The following is a 15,589-nucleotide window of genomic DNA, read 5'->3' as shown; positions in this document are numbered from 1 at the left end:
GTTCGCATTAAGTTCTTACGGAGTATTGCTCAATGACCAGCCAAGATGAACCTGTCCACCTCGTTGAAGACGAAGATACTGGTGACCGATTTCTTGTGTTTGGAACGGACAGGGGCGCGCAGCTTGATATTCGGTTTGAGGGCGAAACACTTTGGATGACTCAGGCGCAAATTGCGGACTTGTTCGCTAAAGATCGAACAAGTGTTACCAAGCACATCGTAAATATTTTTGGTGAAGGAGAGTTGGACGAAAAGACTTCTGTGAAAAAAGTTCACATAAGTATGGGAAGACCAGTAACTCTTTACAATCTCGATGTTGTTATCTCAGTTGGCTACCGGGTTTCTTCGGCCCAAGCGACACTCTTCCGACGCTGGGCTACCGGTGTTTTGGTGCAATTTGCCAAGAAAGGATTTGTGGTCGACTCGGTTCGCTTGAAGAGCCCGGAAAATACCGACCGTCTGAAAGAACTGCGCGAGATTATTCGGGACATTCGGTCTGATGAAGCCAACGTCTATCGGGAACTTAAGCAAATCTGTTCGATGTGCTCTGATTATGAACCGGGATCTGAGCGGTGGGTGGATTTCTATAAAACCACTCAAGCCAAACTTGTTCATGGGGTCGTGTCACACACTCCTGCTGAGGTTATTAAGGGGAGGGCTGACGCAGACCAACCCAATATGGGGCTGACCAATTGGGCACATGACAATATTCGAAAGTCTGATGTTACAGTTTCGAAAAACTACCTTGCTGAAGCAGAAATTAAAGAACTCAACAGGTTAACCAATATATTATTGGATATTTTTGAAGACCAGCTTGACTTGGGGCGATTGGTTTCTATGGATGATGCGCGCAGTTTATTGGACAAACAGCTTGACCAACTTGGGCGCGCTGTTTTGCGCTCTGGCGGTACCGTGAGTAAAAAGATCGCAGACACGCACGCGCATCGCGAATATGCAAAATACAAAGAGGCAAAAAAGCTGGCGCGCCACAACGAAGCAGATGACGATATTGCTGCATTAACCAAGGAAGCAAGGGGGTTGCCACGGACAAAACGGTGACCCCTTGCAATTCCCGCAAAACCCGCCTATATCCCTTTTCAACAGCGGAGCATCGGGGTCCAAACCCGAGGCACCACCGGAAATTCCAACGGGCCCGCTGGCCCGTTTTTTTGTTTTGGGGGATCGGCATCGGCTTTGATCTGGCCCGGCCCCAGCAAGGAGAGTATCGTGACCGACTTGGTTGCTAAAACATCAATTGATCAGCGCCTTGCTGGTCTGGCCCAACCCGCGATTGAGGATATGGGTTTTGAACTGGTGCGCCTGCGCCTGATGGGCGGCAATACGCCCACATTGCAAATCATGGCTGAACGTCCCGATGGTGGGATTGAGGTGGATGAATGCGCGCAAATCTCAACCGCGATCAGCGCCATCTTTGATGTCGAAGACCCGATTGAAGACAATTACACGCTCGAGGTTGGGTCCCCCGGCATCGACCGCCCGCTGACGCGGCTGAAGGATTTTGACACTTGGCAGGGTCACACCGCCAAGATCGAAACCACCGAGCTGATCGACGGGCGCAAGCGTTTCAAGGGCACCTTGATGGGTGTCGAAGACCAAGACGTTCTCATTGAGATCGAAAACCAAGGTGAGATGGTCACCATCGGTTTGAACTTTGACTGGTTGGCGGATGCCAAGCTGGTCATGACCGATGAACTCATTCGCGAGGTGCTGCGCGCCCGTAAGGATGCAGGCCAGATCGATGAAGCCCAATTTGATGAAATTCAAGAAATCACCGGTTCTGAGGAGGACTGACCATGGCAATCACTTCCGCCAACCAGCTTGAGCTGTTGCAAACCGCCGAGGCTGTTGCCCGCGAAAAGATGATCGACCCCGGTCTGGTCATCGAAGCAATGGAAGAAAGCCTCGCTCGGGCTGCAAAATCGCGTTACGGCGCTGAAATGGACATTCGTGTGCATATCGACCGCAAAACAGGTCGCGCCACCTTTACCCGTGTGCGCACCGTTGTGGCGGATGACGAGCTGGAAAACTACCAGGCCGAATTCACCGTGGATCAGGCCAAAGAATACATGGAAAACCCTGAAGTGGGTGCCACATTTAGCGAAGAAGTGCCGCCGGTTGAAATGGGGCGCATCGCCGCCCAATCCGCCAAGCAGGTGATCTTGCAAAAGGTGCGCGAAGCCGAGCGTGATCGCCAGTTCGAAGAATTCAAAGACCGCGTTGGTACGATCATCAACGGTCAGGTTAAACGCGAAGAATATGGCAATGTGATCGTGGATGTGGGGTCTGGCGAAGCCATTCTGCGCCGCAACGAGAAAATCGGCCGCGAAAGCTATCGCCCCAATGATCGCATTCGCTGCTATGTCAAAGATGTCCGCCGCGAGACCCGTGGCCCGCAGATCTTCCTGTCGCGCACCGCACCAGAATTCATGGCTGAGCTTTTCAAAATGGAAGTGCCTGAAATCTATGACAATATCATCGAGATCAAGGCCGTGGCCCGTGATCCCGGTTCGCGCGCAAAGATCGCTGTGATTTCTTATGATGGGTCGATCGACCCTGTGGGCGCCTGTGTTGGTATGCGCGGATCCCGTGTTCAGGCCGTTGTGAACGAGCTTCAGGGCGAGAAGATTGACATCATTCCTTGGAATGAAGATCAGCCAACCTTCCTTGTGAACGCGCTGCAGCCGGCCGAAGTGTCGAAAGTTGTGTTGGACGAAGAAGCTGGCAAGATCGAAGTTGTTGTCCCGGATGAGCAACTGTCGCTGGCCATTGGTCGTCGTGGTCAAAACGTGCGTCTGGCCAGTCAGCTGACCGCGCTCGATATCGACATCGTGACCGAAGCAGAAGAGAGCGAGCGCCGTCAGAAAGAATTCGCCGTGCGCACGAAACTGTTCATGGACACACTGGACTTGGACGAATTCTTTGCCCAGCTTCTGGTCTCCGAAGGCTTTAGCAACCTCGAAGAGGTGGCCTATGTTGAGGTAGACGAGTTGTTGGTGATTGACGGTGTTGATGAAGGCACCGCTGGTGAGCTTCAGGCCCGCGCCCGCGATGTTTTGGAAGCACAAGCGACCAAGGCGCTCGATGCGGCCCGTGCGCTTGGCGCCGAAGACAGCCTGATCACCTTCGAAGGTCTGACCCCGCAAATGGTCGAGGCTTTGGCCGAAGATGGTGTGAAGTCGCTGGAAGATTTCGCAACCTGCGCAGACTGGGAACTGGCCGGTGGCTGGACAACAGTGAATGGCGAACGCGTGAAAGACGATGGGTCGCTTGAAAAGTTCGGCATGACGCTGGAAACCGCACAAGACATGGTGATGACCGCCCGCATTATGCTGGGTTGGGTTGATCCAGAAGAGCTGGAAGCGGCGGAAGCCGAAGGCGCGGAAGACGGCGAAACAACTGAGGAGGCTGAGGCCTGATCTCAGGCCTCAGAGGTGGCGCCATGACGCGCGGTGGATCAAAATCACGGCCCCAAGAGCCGGAACGCAAGTGCATTGTCACAGGTGAGGTCGCGCCCAAAACGGGCCTGATCCGCTTTGTGGTCAGCCCGGATGGCATGGCTGTGCCTGACCTGTTGGGCAAGCTTCCCGGTCGCGGCATTTACGTGTCGGCCCAGCGGGCGGCGATTGCCACGGCGATCAACAAGGGGCTGTTTTCGCGGTCAGCGAAACAGCAGGTCACAGTGCCCGATGGGTTGCTTGATATGTTGGTGCGCGGACACGCGGACCGTGTGGTTCACCTGATTTCGCTGGCGCGCAAGGCCGGCGGTGCGGTGGCTGGATATGAAAAGGTGAAGGACTGGCTGTCGAAAGAGCAAGCCTATGTTCTGATCCAGGCGTCAGACGGATCTGAACGCCAAAAATCGAAACTGCGCCCCCCTTCGGAGCGTGACCGCTATGTCGATTGTTTGACCGGGGATGAACTCGGTCAGGCCTTCGGGCGGGAAAATGTCATACATGGCGCGCTAGCGTCTGGTGGTTTGGCCTTCCGTGTTGTAGAGGAAGCGGTGAAACTATCAGCGTTGCGTGCAAATGAGAGCGACGGCGGCAAGGGCCGCCGGAAAGGTACGAAGTCCAGATGAGCGATAATGACGGCAAAAAGACCTTGGGATTGCGCGGCGGAGCCCGTCCCGGTCAAGTGAAGCAGAGCTTCAGCCATGGGCGCACGAAAAACGTCGTGGTGGAAACGAAACGCAAACGTGTTGTCGTACCCAAGCCGGGTGCGGCCGCTGGTGGCGGCGCATCGCCAACCAAAGGTGATCCGCGCAAACGTCCCGCGGGGATTTCGGATGCCGAGCTTGATCGCCGGATGAAAGCCCTTCAGGCGGCGAAAGCCCGTGAAGTGGAAGAAACCGCCAAGCGCGAAGCCGCCGAAAAGGCCCGTGAAGAAGAGCGTAAGCGTCGTCGCGAAGAAGCCGAAACCAAAGAGCGCGAAGAGCGCGAGCGTGAAGAAGCGCTGAAGGCCAAGGCGGAAGAAGAAGAGCGCAAGAAACGCGAAGCTGAAGAAGCCAAAGCGCGTGCCAAGGCACCTGCGCCAGCGGCTGCCAAGCAAGACCCTGCCGCGGCCCAAGCGGCGGAAGCGCGCGGTGCCAAAGCGCCGTCTGGTGTTGCTCGGAAATCGGATCGTGGCAACACGCCGAACCAGCCCAACAATGACCCGAACCGCCAGAACCGCGGCAAAGGCAACCGTGACGACAACCGTCGTTCGGGCAAGCTGACCTTGAACCAGGCGCTGTCTGGGGATCGCGGCCGCCAACGGTCTGTGGCCTCGATGCGTCGTCAACAAGAACGTGCGCGTCAGAAAGCGATGGGCAATGTCGAGCGTGAAAAGGTTATGCGCGAAGTTAAAGTTCCAGAGGCCATCGTGGTTTCGGAACTGGCAAACCGCATGTCCGAACGTGTTGCTGACGTTGTGAAATCGCTCATGAAAATGGGTATGATGGTTACGCAGAACCAATCGATCGACGCGGATACCGCTGAACTGATCATTGAAGAGTTCGGCCACACCATCGTGCGCGTGTCGGATGCGGATGTGGAAGACGTGATCCACACCATTGAAGACAAAGACGAAGATCTGTTGCCGCGCGCGCCTGTGATCACCATCATGGGCCACGTTGACCACGGTAAAACCTCGCTTTTGGATGCGATCCGGAATGCGAAAGTGACCGCTGGCGAGGCGGGTGGCATCACCCAGCACATCGGCGCCTATCAGGTGACCACCGATGATGGCGCGCTGTTGTCGTTCCTCGACACGCCCGGCCACGCCGCGTTTACATCCATGCGGGCTCGCGGTGCGCAGGTGACGGATATTGTTGTGTTGGTTGTTGCGGCGGATGACGCTGTGATGCCGCAAACGGTTGAAGCCATCAACCACGCCCAAGCCGCCAAAGTGCCGATGATTGTTGCGATCAACAAATGCGACAAGCCTGACGCCAACCCTGACAAAGTGCGCACCGATCTGCTTCAGCACGAAGTGATCGTTGAGAAAATGTCGGGTGATGTGCAGGACGTCGAAGTCTCGGCCAAAACCGGCAAGGGTCTGGATGAACTGCTTGAGGCGATTGCGCTGCAGGCGGAAGTTCTTGAACTGAAGGCCAACCCAGCACGCGCCGCTGCGGGTGCAGTGATCGAAGCCCAGCTTGATGTTGGTCGCGGTCCGGTTGCCACGGTTCTGGTGCAAAACGGGACGCTGAAACAGGGTGATATCTTTGTTGTGGGTGAGCAATACGGCCGTGTCCGTGCGCTTGTGAACGACAAAGGAGATCGCGTTGCAGAGGCTGGCCCATCGGTTCCGGTTGAGGTTCTTGGCCTGAACGGCACGCCAGAAGCAGGCGACGTTCTGAACGTGGTTGAGACCGAAGCGCAAGCGCGTGAAATCGCTGAATACCGCGCCCATGCTGCGAAAGACAAACGTGCCGCCGCCGGTGCTGCGACCACGCTGGAGCAGATGATGGCCAAGGCGAAAGCGGATCAGGATGTGGCTGAATTGCCAATTCTTGTGAAAGCGGACGTTCAGGGTTCTGCCGAAGCGATTGTTCAGGCGATGGAAAAAATCGGCAACGACGAAGTCCGCGTTCGTGTGCTGCACTATGGTGTGGGCGCGATCACGGAATCAGACATCGGCCTGGCCGAAGCCTCGGGTGCGCCTGTGATTGGCTTTAACGTGCGGGCAAACACCCCGGCGCGGAACTCTGCCAACCAAAAGGGCGTGGAAATCCGCTATTACTCGGTCATTTATGACCTTGTGGATGACGTGAAAGCGGCGGCCTCTGGTCTGTTGTCGGCTGAAGTTCGTGAAAACTTCATCGGTTACTCGGAAATCCGCGAAGTCTTTAAGGTGTCGAATGTCGGTAAGGTGGCCGGTTGTTTGGTTACCGAAGGTGTGGCGCGTCGTTCGGCGGGTGTACGCCTGTTGCGCGACAACGTGGTGATCCACGAAGGCACGCTGAAGACGCTGAAACGCTTTAAAGACGAAGTGAAAGAAGTGTTGTCCGGCCAAGAATGCGGCATGGCGTTTGAGAACTACGAAGACATCCGCCCTGGCGATGTGATCGAGATCTTTGAACGTGAAGAAGTGGCCCGTTCGCTGACATAATTTCGACGGCGCCTTGGCGGGCGCTTTCGTCAAGACAAAGAAAAAGGGACGGCCCAGTGCCGTCCCTTTTTGTATTGGTGAGTGATCGTTACGCTGCTTTTGCCTGCGCAACTGGGCGTCCAGTATAGATCCGGTCATCGACACGGACCACAATTCGGCCGTCTTGCAGGGCTTTTACGAATTGGCCTTGGACCATAACGCAACTGCCCAACATGATCGTTCTCATCATGACTAATCCCCCTTAGTCATTGTGGGTAATGCAACCATGCCACGAATTTTGGCGTTAACCTAGAGTTTTTGTAAAATGCGCTGAAAACTACAGTAATTCGCGCAAAATGGGGATCAAAGGCAGGTCTGCGGGTGGCATTGGAAAGTCACGAAGCGCCTCTGGGCGCACCCATTTCAGCACTTGGCCTTCGCGTGGATGCGGCTGGCCTTCCCATTTTCGACAGGCAAAAACGGGCATCAACAGATGAAAATCATCATAGGCATGGCTGGCAAACGTCAGCGGGGCAAGGCAGGAGGCCCAAGTGTCGATGCCCAGCTCTTCGTGCAACTCGCGGATCAAGGCGTGTTCCGGTGTTTCACCGGGCTCGATCTTACCACCGGGAAATTCCCACAGACCCGCCATGGATTTGCCTGCGGGGCGTTGGGCCAGCAACACCCGGCCATCTGGGTCGATCAATGCGACCGCTGACACAAGCACAACTTTGGTGGTCATTGGGGTGTTCTCCTGGGTTTGGATCAGACATTTTCTAGAAAACTAGAAAACTAGAAAACTAGAAAACTAGAAAACTAGAAAACTAGAAAACTAGAAAACTAGAAAACTAGAAAACTAGTTTTCTGGTTTTATGACCGATAATCCGCGTTGATTTGAATGTAGGCATGGGTCAGATCGCAGGTCCAAACTTTACTTTGGCCATCGCCAATTCCAAAGTCGACATGGATCACCAGCTCATCGTTTTTCATATACGCCGCCCCTTGGTCTTCGCGATAGTCAGGCGAGACAAAGCCCTTTTCAGCAACAAGAATATCACCAAAAGAAATCGCCAACTTGTCTCGTTCCGCATAGGCGCCGGATTTGCCAATGGCGGCCACCACGCGGCCCCAGTTGGGATCCTCGCCAGCAACGGCGGTTTTGACCAAAGGCGAATTGGCGATGGCGAGCGCATGGGTCTTGGCGTCCGCGTCTGACTTGGTGCCGGTCACGCGGACCTCGACAAACTTGGTGGCACCTTCGCCGTCACGCACAACTTGGTGGGCAAGGTCGAGCATGACTGTGTTCAGTGCGGCGCGGAAGTCTGCGTTGTTTTGGTCGACGTCCACACCAGAGGCCCCCGTCGCCGCCAGCAAAAGCGTGTCAGAGGTTGATGTATCGCTGTCCACCGTGATGGCGTTAAAGCTCGTGTCGGTCAGATCTGACAGCATCGCTTGTAAATCGTCTTGGGCAATCTTGGCATCGGTAAAGATGAATACCAGCATCGTCGCCATGTCGGGCGCGATCATGCCGGACCCTTTGGCGATGCCTGCGATATGCACCAACCGATCGCCGATTTTGACGTCGGCTTTTGCGCCTTTGGCAAAGGTGTCCGTGGTGCGGATGGCCTCAGCTGCGGCTTGCATGCCGTCTGGTACCAGGGTGCCCGCAAGCTCATCCATGCGCGCGATGATCTTGTCGTGGGGCAGAGGTTCGCCAATCACCCCGGTCGAGGCGGAAAAGACGCGCGATTGCGGCACACCCAAGGTGTCGGCCACCGACTTGGTGATCGCATCAACCGAAATCTCGCCCGCTTTGCCGGTGAACGCGTTTGAATTCCCCGCGTTGACCACAAAGGCCGCGCCTTGATCGGCGGATCCACCCAGCTTGGCCTGACAATCCAAAACGGGGGCGGACCGGGTTGAGGATTTGGTAAAGGTGCCTGCAATTGTGCTGCCGGGGGCCAGTTCCGCCAACATCACGTCGAAACGATCCGCATATTTTACGCCAGCTTTGGCGGCGGCAAATCGCGCCCCGGCAATCACGGGCAAATCGGGAAAAGCCGCAGGGGCAAGTGGCGCCACATCATGTACATGATTGCGGGCGAGCAACAGCTTTTTGCGAAGCTTTTTGATCTTTTTCTTCAGCTTGACGATCTTTTCGGCTTTTCCCATGTCAGTCCCCTTATTTGCTGAGCAGCGACAGATTGCTGATGGCTTCGGCATCGATTGTATCCAGGTCGATCCGGTCGATTTTTGCAGCTTCCAACAGCTTGGAAACGGCTTGCTCTACGGCGTCATTTTCGATCTGGGCGGCCAGCTCTTCGCGCACCTCTTCAAGGGGCGGGGCGCCTTTCATGCGCTCTTCCATCAGCTTGACCACATGCCAGCCAAATTGCGTCTCGACCGGTTCAGAAACCTGACCGGGTTCCAGCGTCAAGACGGCGTCTTCGAACGGTTTCACCATCATGCCCGCGCTAAACCAACCCAAATCACCGCCATTGGGACCAGAGGGACCGGTTGAAAACTCTTTGGCGAGTTCAGCAAAATCGGCGCCTTCTGACAATTTCTTGATCAGATCGAGCGCTTCGTCTTTGGTTTCCACCAAAATATGTGATGCGTGGAATTCTTGGGTTGGTTCGGCACCCGTATATGTCGCGTCATAGGCCGCCTGAAGGGCATCTTCGGTCACGGCGGTCGAAATCAGCTGTTGCACTTTTTCGGTGGCAACCATCGACCGGCGCTGGTTTTCCAACTCAATTTCGGCGCGACGGCTAAGTTCACCCATCGCCTGACCCAACACGGTTTGCTGGATCACCTGTTCCAGAAGCCCTTGAATAAGAACATCATTTGGCAGTCCTTGGTATTGTTGGGGCAGGGCTTGACGGGCGACGATCAGGTGGCCAAGGGTGATGTCATCGCCATTCACCGATGCCAAAACCGTGGCGCCGGTCGCATCAATCTTGGCAACCTCTGCTGCGGCGGGTTGTTCCATTTGTGCGGGCGCGTCCCCGGTCGGCTGGGTATCTTCGGCAAATACTGGCAAACAAAGTGACAGTGACAGGGCGGACCCCAACAAAAAAGCGTTGCGTTTCAACACGGATTTCTCCTTCTAAGCGCGCCAGTTTACCCGGCAACATTGACAGTTTTGCACCTGACGCTTACATCGCATTGAGGCTTGAGAGCGCTGGTTCTTGAGGTCCTAGATAGGGGGCCAGACGAGGACGGGCAAGAACCCTCTGGTCCAACCAGCGACAAACCCCATTGAGGCACAAAAATATGCTTGGAAAAATCGCGCGCAAAGTCTTTGGAACGCCCAATGACCGCAAGGTCAAGGCCACCCGACCGATCGTGGATAAGATCAACGCGCTTGAGGAAGAATTTGCCGCCCTCACTGACGAGGGCATCAAGGCCAAAACCGAAGCGCTAAAGGCGCGTGTGGCGGATGGCGAGAAACTGGACGATGTCCTGCCCGAGGCCTTTGCGAACTGTCGCGAAGCCGCAAAGCGGTCGCTTGGATTGCGTGCTTTTGACACCCAGCTGATGGGCGGGATTTTCCTGCATCAGGGCAATATCTCGGAAATGAAGACCGGCGAGGGGAAAACCCTTGTGGCGACTTTCCCGGCCTATTTGAACGCGCTGACTGGGCGCGGTGTGCATGTGGTCACGGTGAACGATTACCTTGCGCGTCGTGACAGCGAGTGGATGAACAATGTGTTTGAGGCATTGGGCATGACCACCGGCGTGATCTATCCCCAACAGCCCGAAGACGAAAAGCGCGCGGCTTATGCCTGTGATGTGACCTATGCCACCAACAACGAGCTTGGGTTTGATTATCTGCGCGATAACATGAAATCTGAGCTGAAAGACATGTCCCAGCGGGATCATTTCTTTGCGATTGTGGATGAGGTGGATTCGATCCTGATTGATGAGGCGCGAACCCCATTGATCATTTCCGGCCCATCCGAGGACCGGTCAGAGCTTTATGTGACGATTGATGCGCTGATCCCGGAACTGACAGAAGAACATTACACCCTCGATGAAAAAGGCCGCAGCGCGACCTTTACCGAAGAGGGCAATGAGTTTCTGGAAGAGCTGGTGCACGCCCATAATCTGTTGCCCGAAGGCCAGTCTTTGTATGATGCCGAAAGCACCACCATCGTCCACCACCTGAACCAAGGTTTGCGGGCGCATAAACTGTTTGCACGGGACAAAGATTACATCGTGCGTGACGGTGAAGTGATGCTGATCGACGAATTCACCGGTCGGATGATGGCCGGGCGTCGTTTGTCAGATGGTCTGCATCAGGCGATTGAGGCGAAAGAGGGCTGCAAAACCCAGCCGGAAAACGTGACGCTCGCATCCGTGACCTTCCAGAACTACTTCCGCCTTTATGACAAGCTGGCTGGCATGACCGGTACCGCGCTGACCGAAGCGGATGAATTTGACGAGATCTATTCGCTTGGTGTGGTCGAAGTGCCAACCAACCGGCCGATTGCGCGGATTGATGATCACGATGCGGTGTATCGCACCACCAAAGAAAAACTCGAAGCGATTGTGAAAGAGGTCAAAGAGGCCAATGCCAAGGGTCAGCCGATGCTGGTCGGCACCACATCCATCGACAAATCGGAACAGCTGTCTCAGCTTTTGACTGATGCGGGCGTCCCCCATGACGTGCTGAACGCGCGCCAACACGAACGCGAGGCGCAGATTGTGGCCGACGCGGGCAAGCTGGGCGCCGTGACCATCGCCACCAACATGGCCGGTCGTGGGACGGATATTAAACTTGGCGGCAACGTCGAATTTAAGATCATGCAAGCGATTGAGGCGAACCCGGATGGCGATCACGAAGCCTTGCGGGCGCAAATCGAAGCGGATCACAAAGCGGATGAGCAAGCGGTGAAGGACGCGGGGGGGCTGTTTGTTCTGGCCACGGAACGTCACGAAAGTCGCCGGATTGACAACCAGCTGCGCGGCCGTTCTGGCCGTCAGGGGGATCCCGGTCGGTCAAGCTTCTTCCTGTCGCTCGAAGACGATCTAATGCGGATCTTTGGCTCTGAACGCCTTGAAAAAGTGCTCTCGACATTGGGCATGAAAGAAGGCGAAGCCATTGTGCACCCTTGGGTGAACAAGTCATTGGAACGCGCGCAGGCCAAGGTCGAAGGGCGCAACTTTGACATTCGTAAACAGTTGCTGAAATTCGATGACGTGATGAACGACCAGCGCAAAGCGATCTTTTCGCAGCGCATGGAAATCATGGAAACCGACGACCTGTCCGAAATTGTTGGCGATATGCGCAACCAGGTGATCGACGACCTGGTCGGCGCCTATATGCCACCAAAAACCTATGCGGATCAGTGGGACACTCAGGGGCTTTATGCCGCTTTGATTGAAAATCTGAACATTGATCTTCCGGTGATCGACTGGGCCGCTGAAGAGGGCGTCGATGATGATACGATCAGCGAGCGCATTTCGGATGCGGCTGATGAAATGATGGCGAAAAAGGCCGTTGATTTCGGCCCGGAAAATATGCGCTCGATCGAAAAACAGATTCTGTTACAGACGATTGACGCAAAATGGCGCGAGCATTTGCTGACGCTGGATCACTTGCGGTCTGTTGTCGGCTTCCGTGGCTACGCACAGCGTGATCCGCTGAATGAGTATAAAAACGAAGCGTTCCAACTGTTTGAAAGCCTTCTGGACGGGCTGCGCGCTGATGTCACCAAGCGTTTGTCGCAAATCCGCCCAATGACCGAAGAAGAGCAGGCTGCGATGATGCAGAAAATGATCCAGCAACAGCAGGCCGCCGCGGGTGCGGGCGATGTGAACCCAGCGACGCCAGTTGAGGCAGAAGGGTTTGATGAAAACAAACCTGAAACATGGGGTAACCCTGCCCGCAACGACATGTGTCCGTGTGGATCAGGCCAAAAATTCAAGCATTGCCACGGCAAACTCTGAGCCAGCAAAACGGTTAAAACTTTATGCGCCCCGCCGAGCGATCGGTGGGGCGCAATCATGTTTGGCCTTGGGCAAAAATGCGGCAGGGGCGGTGTAGTTGTCTGAAAATTAACGATATTCCTGTGTCTCTTCGCATCGAAATTTCCACAACACCTCCGTAAATCCGGCACATTCGCCTGCCACTATGAGGATGAAATAATCTTATAGGAGGCAGTCATGCGTGACATCGTTGAGCGGTTGAAGGCGATCGATCTGAAAAGCATCGATCTGCAGGGAATTGATAAAAAGCGGGCAGGAACCGCGGTGGCCACTTTGGCCATTGCACTGGGCACTGGCTATTATATGCAAAGCGGTCAACCGGCGAACGTGGCCCCACTTGATGCGCCCGTCGCGCAGGTGCAAGCCGCATCGGTGTTGCCCGGCGTAACCACGGAACAAGCCCAGCCCGCCGCCGCAGATGCTTCTCTTACGGTCGCTGTTACGGACGCGCCTTCTGTCACGGCGCCTGTCGATGCGGAAAAACTGGCGAATGAGCAAAGTGACCTGCGCGCCTCCGACCCGATTTCGGCGCAACCTGATCCGGCTGAAGCAACCAAACTTGCCGCTTTGGGTGACGTTGCACCTGATATCGCACCGGTGTTGGCGGATGCTGAACCCGCGCATAACTGCTCTTTGTCGCTGGCTGCGACCCCTGCAAAAATGGCGATGATCACCCTTGATGTTGCAGCCCCATGTAGCGCAAACGCAGAGGTGGAATTCTCTCATGCGGGGCTGCGCTTTACCGAACGTCTAAATGAAAATGGCAACGGTTCTTATGTGCTGCCTGCATTGATGAAGGATGCCAAAATTGTTGCGCGCCTCGCGGATGGGGCCTTTACGGAAATTGATCTGACGATCCCGGATGCTGGCCTTTACCGCCGTGCTGCCCTGGTGTGGGAAGGGGCCACTGGCCTGCAACTTCATGCGTTTGAAGAGGGCGCGGATTATGGCGGGGAAGGTCATATTTGGGCAGAGGCACCCGGCAACGCTGATCGTATCACCCAAGGGCAGGGTGGCTTTGTCACCATGCTTGGTTCGGTGTCGCAAGGTTATGCCGCTGACATTTATACATATCCCGCGACGATGATGCGGTCGATGTCAGGCCCTGAGATTTCGATCGAGGCGCAGGTTCTGGAAACCACCTGTAATGTGCCGGTGGCCGGGACATTCCTGCGGGCCAATGGATCAACCGCGCCGGTTGAATCGAGCGTATCAATTTCCGCGCCGGGCTGTGATGCCATAGGCGAGTTTCTGGTGCTGCAAGGCTTGCCGCAGGATCTTAAGATCGCTTTGAATTAAAGATCAGGCCTTTGCGCTTTCAGCTTGGATAAGCGCAAAGGCAACAGGCTGCCGATATGTGACAGAAAGACTGTTTTGCTGGGGCAATTTGGGCCATAATTACGTCGAACGAATTCTGTAGTGCAGGGGCGGCCTATGACCTATCTGCGTGCGGTGCTTTGCGCCGCACTTTCCCTTTTTTGGCAGGTGGATCAAGCCTCTGCGGATGATATCACGCTGATTGCGCGGGATGGGTCCATTACGCTGTCCGGCACATTGATCGGTTATGACGGCGCCTTTTATCGCATTGAAACCGACTATGGCATCCTGACGGTGGATGGCTCCGGCGTCAGTTGCGATGGTCCGGGGTGTCCAAGCCTTGGTCCCTTTGTCGCGGATCTGGTGATCTCTGGGTCGCAAAACCTGGGTGCTGTATTGTTGCCCGCTTTGGTCGAGGGGTTTGCGCTGCGACAGGGGTACGCCTTGAAGCGCGAGGAGCAGCCCGGCCCAAGCATCTTTTACACCCTTTATGAAGGGGACAGCGGGCAAGAGGCCGCGCGTGTCACCATTCATCTTACGTCTTCGGGCGAAGGGTTTGCAGACCTTCTGGGGCATGAGGCGGATATGGTGCTGTCCCAACGCGAAGTTAGTTCGCGTGAACGCGTGATGGCGTATGAGGCGGGCATGGGTGACTTGCGCAGCCACCGACAGGCGCGGGTGCTTGCGCTGGATGGCCTGGTGCCAGTGGTGTCGCCCGGCAACCCGGTGCGCCGCATGTCTATGTCGCAATTGGCGGCGATCTATGCGGGCAAGATCACCAATTGGAAGGCGCTCGGCGGGGAAGACGCCCCGATCACGGCCTATTTGCTGACCGAAAACACCGGGTTCACCGCGGTTTTCGAGAAAAAGGTGATCTCGGCGCAAGGTGTGCGACTTGCGAAAAACGTGATACGCCTGCCTGACAATGCTGAATTGCTTGATGCGGTGTCGCGCGACCCTTTTGGCATCGGAATTACGCCTTTTACCAATGTGGGCAGCGGTGAAATCGTACAACTTTCGGGGCGCTGCGGGTTTGGCGTGGACGCCACCCCCTTGGCCATTAAAGCCGAAGATTATCCGTTGACCACGCCAACTTACCTGTATCTTCCAGAGCGTCGGATGCCGCAGTTTGGGCGTGAGTTTCTGAACTATTTGCGCAGTGATGCAGCCCAATTGGTGACGCGCAGAGCGGGGTTTGTGGATCAGGCAATCTCTGATGTGCCGCTGTCGCATCAAGGGGACCGCCTTGCCAATGCTATTGCACAGGCCGGACCCGAGGTGACGCTTTCCGACCTGCAGCGCCTGTCTGCGTTTGTGACGCGGCAGCACCGGCTGTCTTTGACGTTCCGGTTTGAGGGGGGCTCGACCTATTTAGATGCTCCGTCGCGCTCGAACGTCACCTTGCTGGCGCGCGCGTTTGAGGCCGGACGTTTTGATGGAAAACAGCTCAGCTTTGTGGGGTTCTCCGATGGGCAGGGAGGCGCCGCCGCAAACCTGAAACTGGCGCGCAAAAGGGCGGATGCGGTGCGTCGGGCCGTGCTGGCGCAAGTTGAAGGGTTTGACCCCGAACGCGTCACGATTTTGACCGAAGCGTTTGGCGAGGCGTTGCCAATGGCCTGCGATGAAAATGCTTGGGGCAGGGGTGTTAATCGGCGGGTCGAGGTCTGGGTTAACGGGCCGGGATGACC

The 15,589-nt window shown here is 55.8% G+C and carries 12 protein-coding genes; 8 read left to right on the top strand and 4 right to left on the bottom strand.

The window, feature by feature from the left end:
* Nucleotides 1-32: 32 nt before the first annotated feature.
* The 5 genes from rhuM to infB all read left to right on the top strand — a co-directional run bounded on the left by rhuM (nucleotide 33) and on the right by infB (nucleotide 6,611).
* Nucleotides 33-1,058: a RhuM family protein gene (gene rhuM, locus KKW20_RS11700; protein WP_214568074.1), complete on the top strand. Its 1,026-nt coding sequence runs from the start codon at nucleotides 33-35 to the stop codon at nucleotides 1,056-1,058.
* A gap of 168 nt (nucleotides 1,059-1,226) precedes the next feature.
* Nucleotides 1,227-1,811 (top strand): ribosome maturation factor RimP, encoded by a 585-nt coding sequence (gene rimP / locus KKW20_RS11695; RefSeq protein ID WP_214568073.1) that lies wholly within the window; start codon nucleotides 1,227-1,229, stop codon nucleotides 1,809-1,811.
* Nucleotides 1,812-1,813: 2 nt separating this feature from the next.
* Nucleotides 1,814-3,436 carry a transcription termination factor NusA gene (nusA, locus tag KKW20_RS11690; protein WP_214568072.1) on the top strand — a complete coding sequence of 541 codons (1,623 nt, stop codon included), beginning with the start codon at nucleotides 1,814-1,816 and terminating at the stop codon, nucleotides 3,434-3,436.
* 23 nt (nucleotides 3,437-3,459) lie between these two features.
* Nucleotides 3,460-4,098, top strand: coding sequence for an RNA-binding protein (locus KKW20_RS11685; protein ID WP_214568071.1), 639 nt, complete (start codon nucleotides 3,460-3,462; stop codon nucleotides 4,096-4,098).
* Nucleotides 4,095-6,611 (top strand): translation initiation factor IF-2, encoded by a 2,517-nt coding sequence (gene infB / locus KKW20_RS11680; protein ID WP_214568070.1) that lies wholly within the window; start codon nucleotides 4,095-4,097, stop codon nucleotides 6,609-6,611. The genes KKW20_RS11685 and infB overlap by 4 nt, the downstream gene beginning before the upstream one ends.
* Nucleotides 6,612-6,699: 88 nt before the next feature.
* Here infB and KKW20_RS11675 read toward each other — a convergent pair whose 3' ends face one another.
* From KKW20_RS11675 to KKW20_RS11660, 4 genes are all read right to left on the bottom strand, one after another.
* Entirely contained in the window at nucleotides 6,700-6,840 is a 141-nt protein-coding gene (locus tag KKW20_RS11675; protein ID WP_214568069.1) for a hypothetical protein, read from the bottom strand.
* An 87-nt stretch (nucleotides 6,841-6,927) separates the two neighbouring features.
* On the bottom strand, nucleotides 6,928-7,332 hold the full coding sequence (mutT, locus tag KKW20_RS11670) for an 8-oxo-dGTP diphosphatase MutT (RefSeq protein WP_214568068.1): 405 nt from the start codon (nucleotides 7,330-7,332) through the stop codon (nucleotides 6,928-6,930).
* 128 nt (nucleotides 7,333-7,460) lie between these two features.
* Nucleotides 7,461-8,762 carry a bifunctional glutamate N-acetyltransferase/amino-acid acetyltransferase ArgJ gene (gene argJ, locus KKW20_RS11665; RefSeq protein ID WP_214568067.1) on the bottom strand — a complete coding sequence of 434 codons (1,302 nt, stop codon included), beginning with the start codon at nucleotides 8,760-8,762 and terminating at the stop codon, nucleotides 7,461-7,463.
* 10 nt (nucleotides 8,763-8,772) lie between these two features.
* Nucleotides 8,773-9,687, bottom strand: coding sequence for a peptidylprolyl isomerase (locus KKW20_RS11660; RefSeq protein ID WP_343207587.1), 915 nt, complete (start codon nucleotides 9,685-9,687; stop codon nucleotides 8,773-8,775).
* A 179-nt stretch (nucleotides 9,688-9,866) separates the two neighbouring features.
* Between KKW20_RS11660 and secA the strand changes: the two genes are divergently transcribed.
* From secA to KKW20_RS11645, 3 genes are all read left to right on the top strand, one after another.
* Complete coding sequence (secA, locus tag KKW20_RS11655; protein ID WP_214568066.1) at nucleotides 9,867-12,545, top strand: preprotein translocase subunit SecA; 2,679 nt, start codon at nucleotides 9,867-9,869, stop codon at nucleotides 12,543-12,545.
* 216 nt (nucleotides 12,546-12,761) lie between these two features.
* Nucleotides 12,762-13,883, top strand: a complete 1,122-nt coding sequence (locus KKW20_RS11650) for a hypothetical protein (RefSeq protein WP_214568065.1) — start codon at nucleotides 12,762-12,764, stop codon at nucleotides 13,881-13,883.
* Nucleotides 13,884-14,018: 135 nt separating this feature from the next.
* Nucleotides 14,019-15,587, top strand: coding sequence for a phosphate ABC transporter substrate-binding/OmpA family protein (locus tag KKW20_RS11645; RefSeq protein WP_214568064.1), 1,569 nt, complete (start codon nucleotides 14,019-14,021; stop codon nucleotides 15,585-15,587).
* The last annotated feature ends 2 nt before the right edge of the window (nucleotides 15,588-15,589 follow it).

Origin of the sequence: Aliiroseovarius lamellibrachiae (assembly GCF_018599245.1) — a bacterium.
GTDB lineage: Bacteria > Pseudomonadota > Alphaproteobacteria > Rhodobacterales > Rhodobacteraceae > Aliiroseovarius > Aliiroseovarius lamellibrachiae.
Note: the sequence above shows the minus strand (reverse complement) of the source record. Positions and strands in the feature narration are given on the sequence as shown.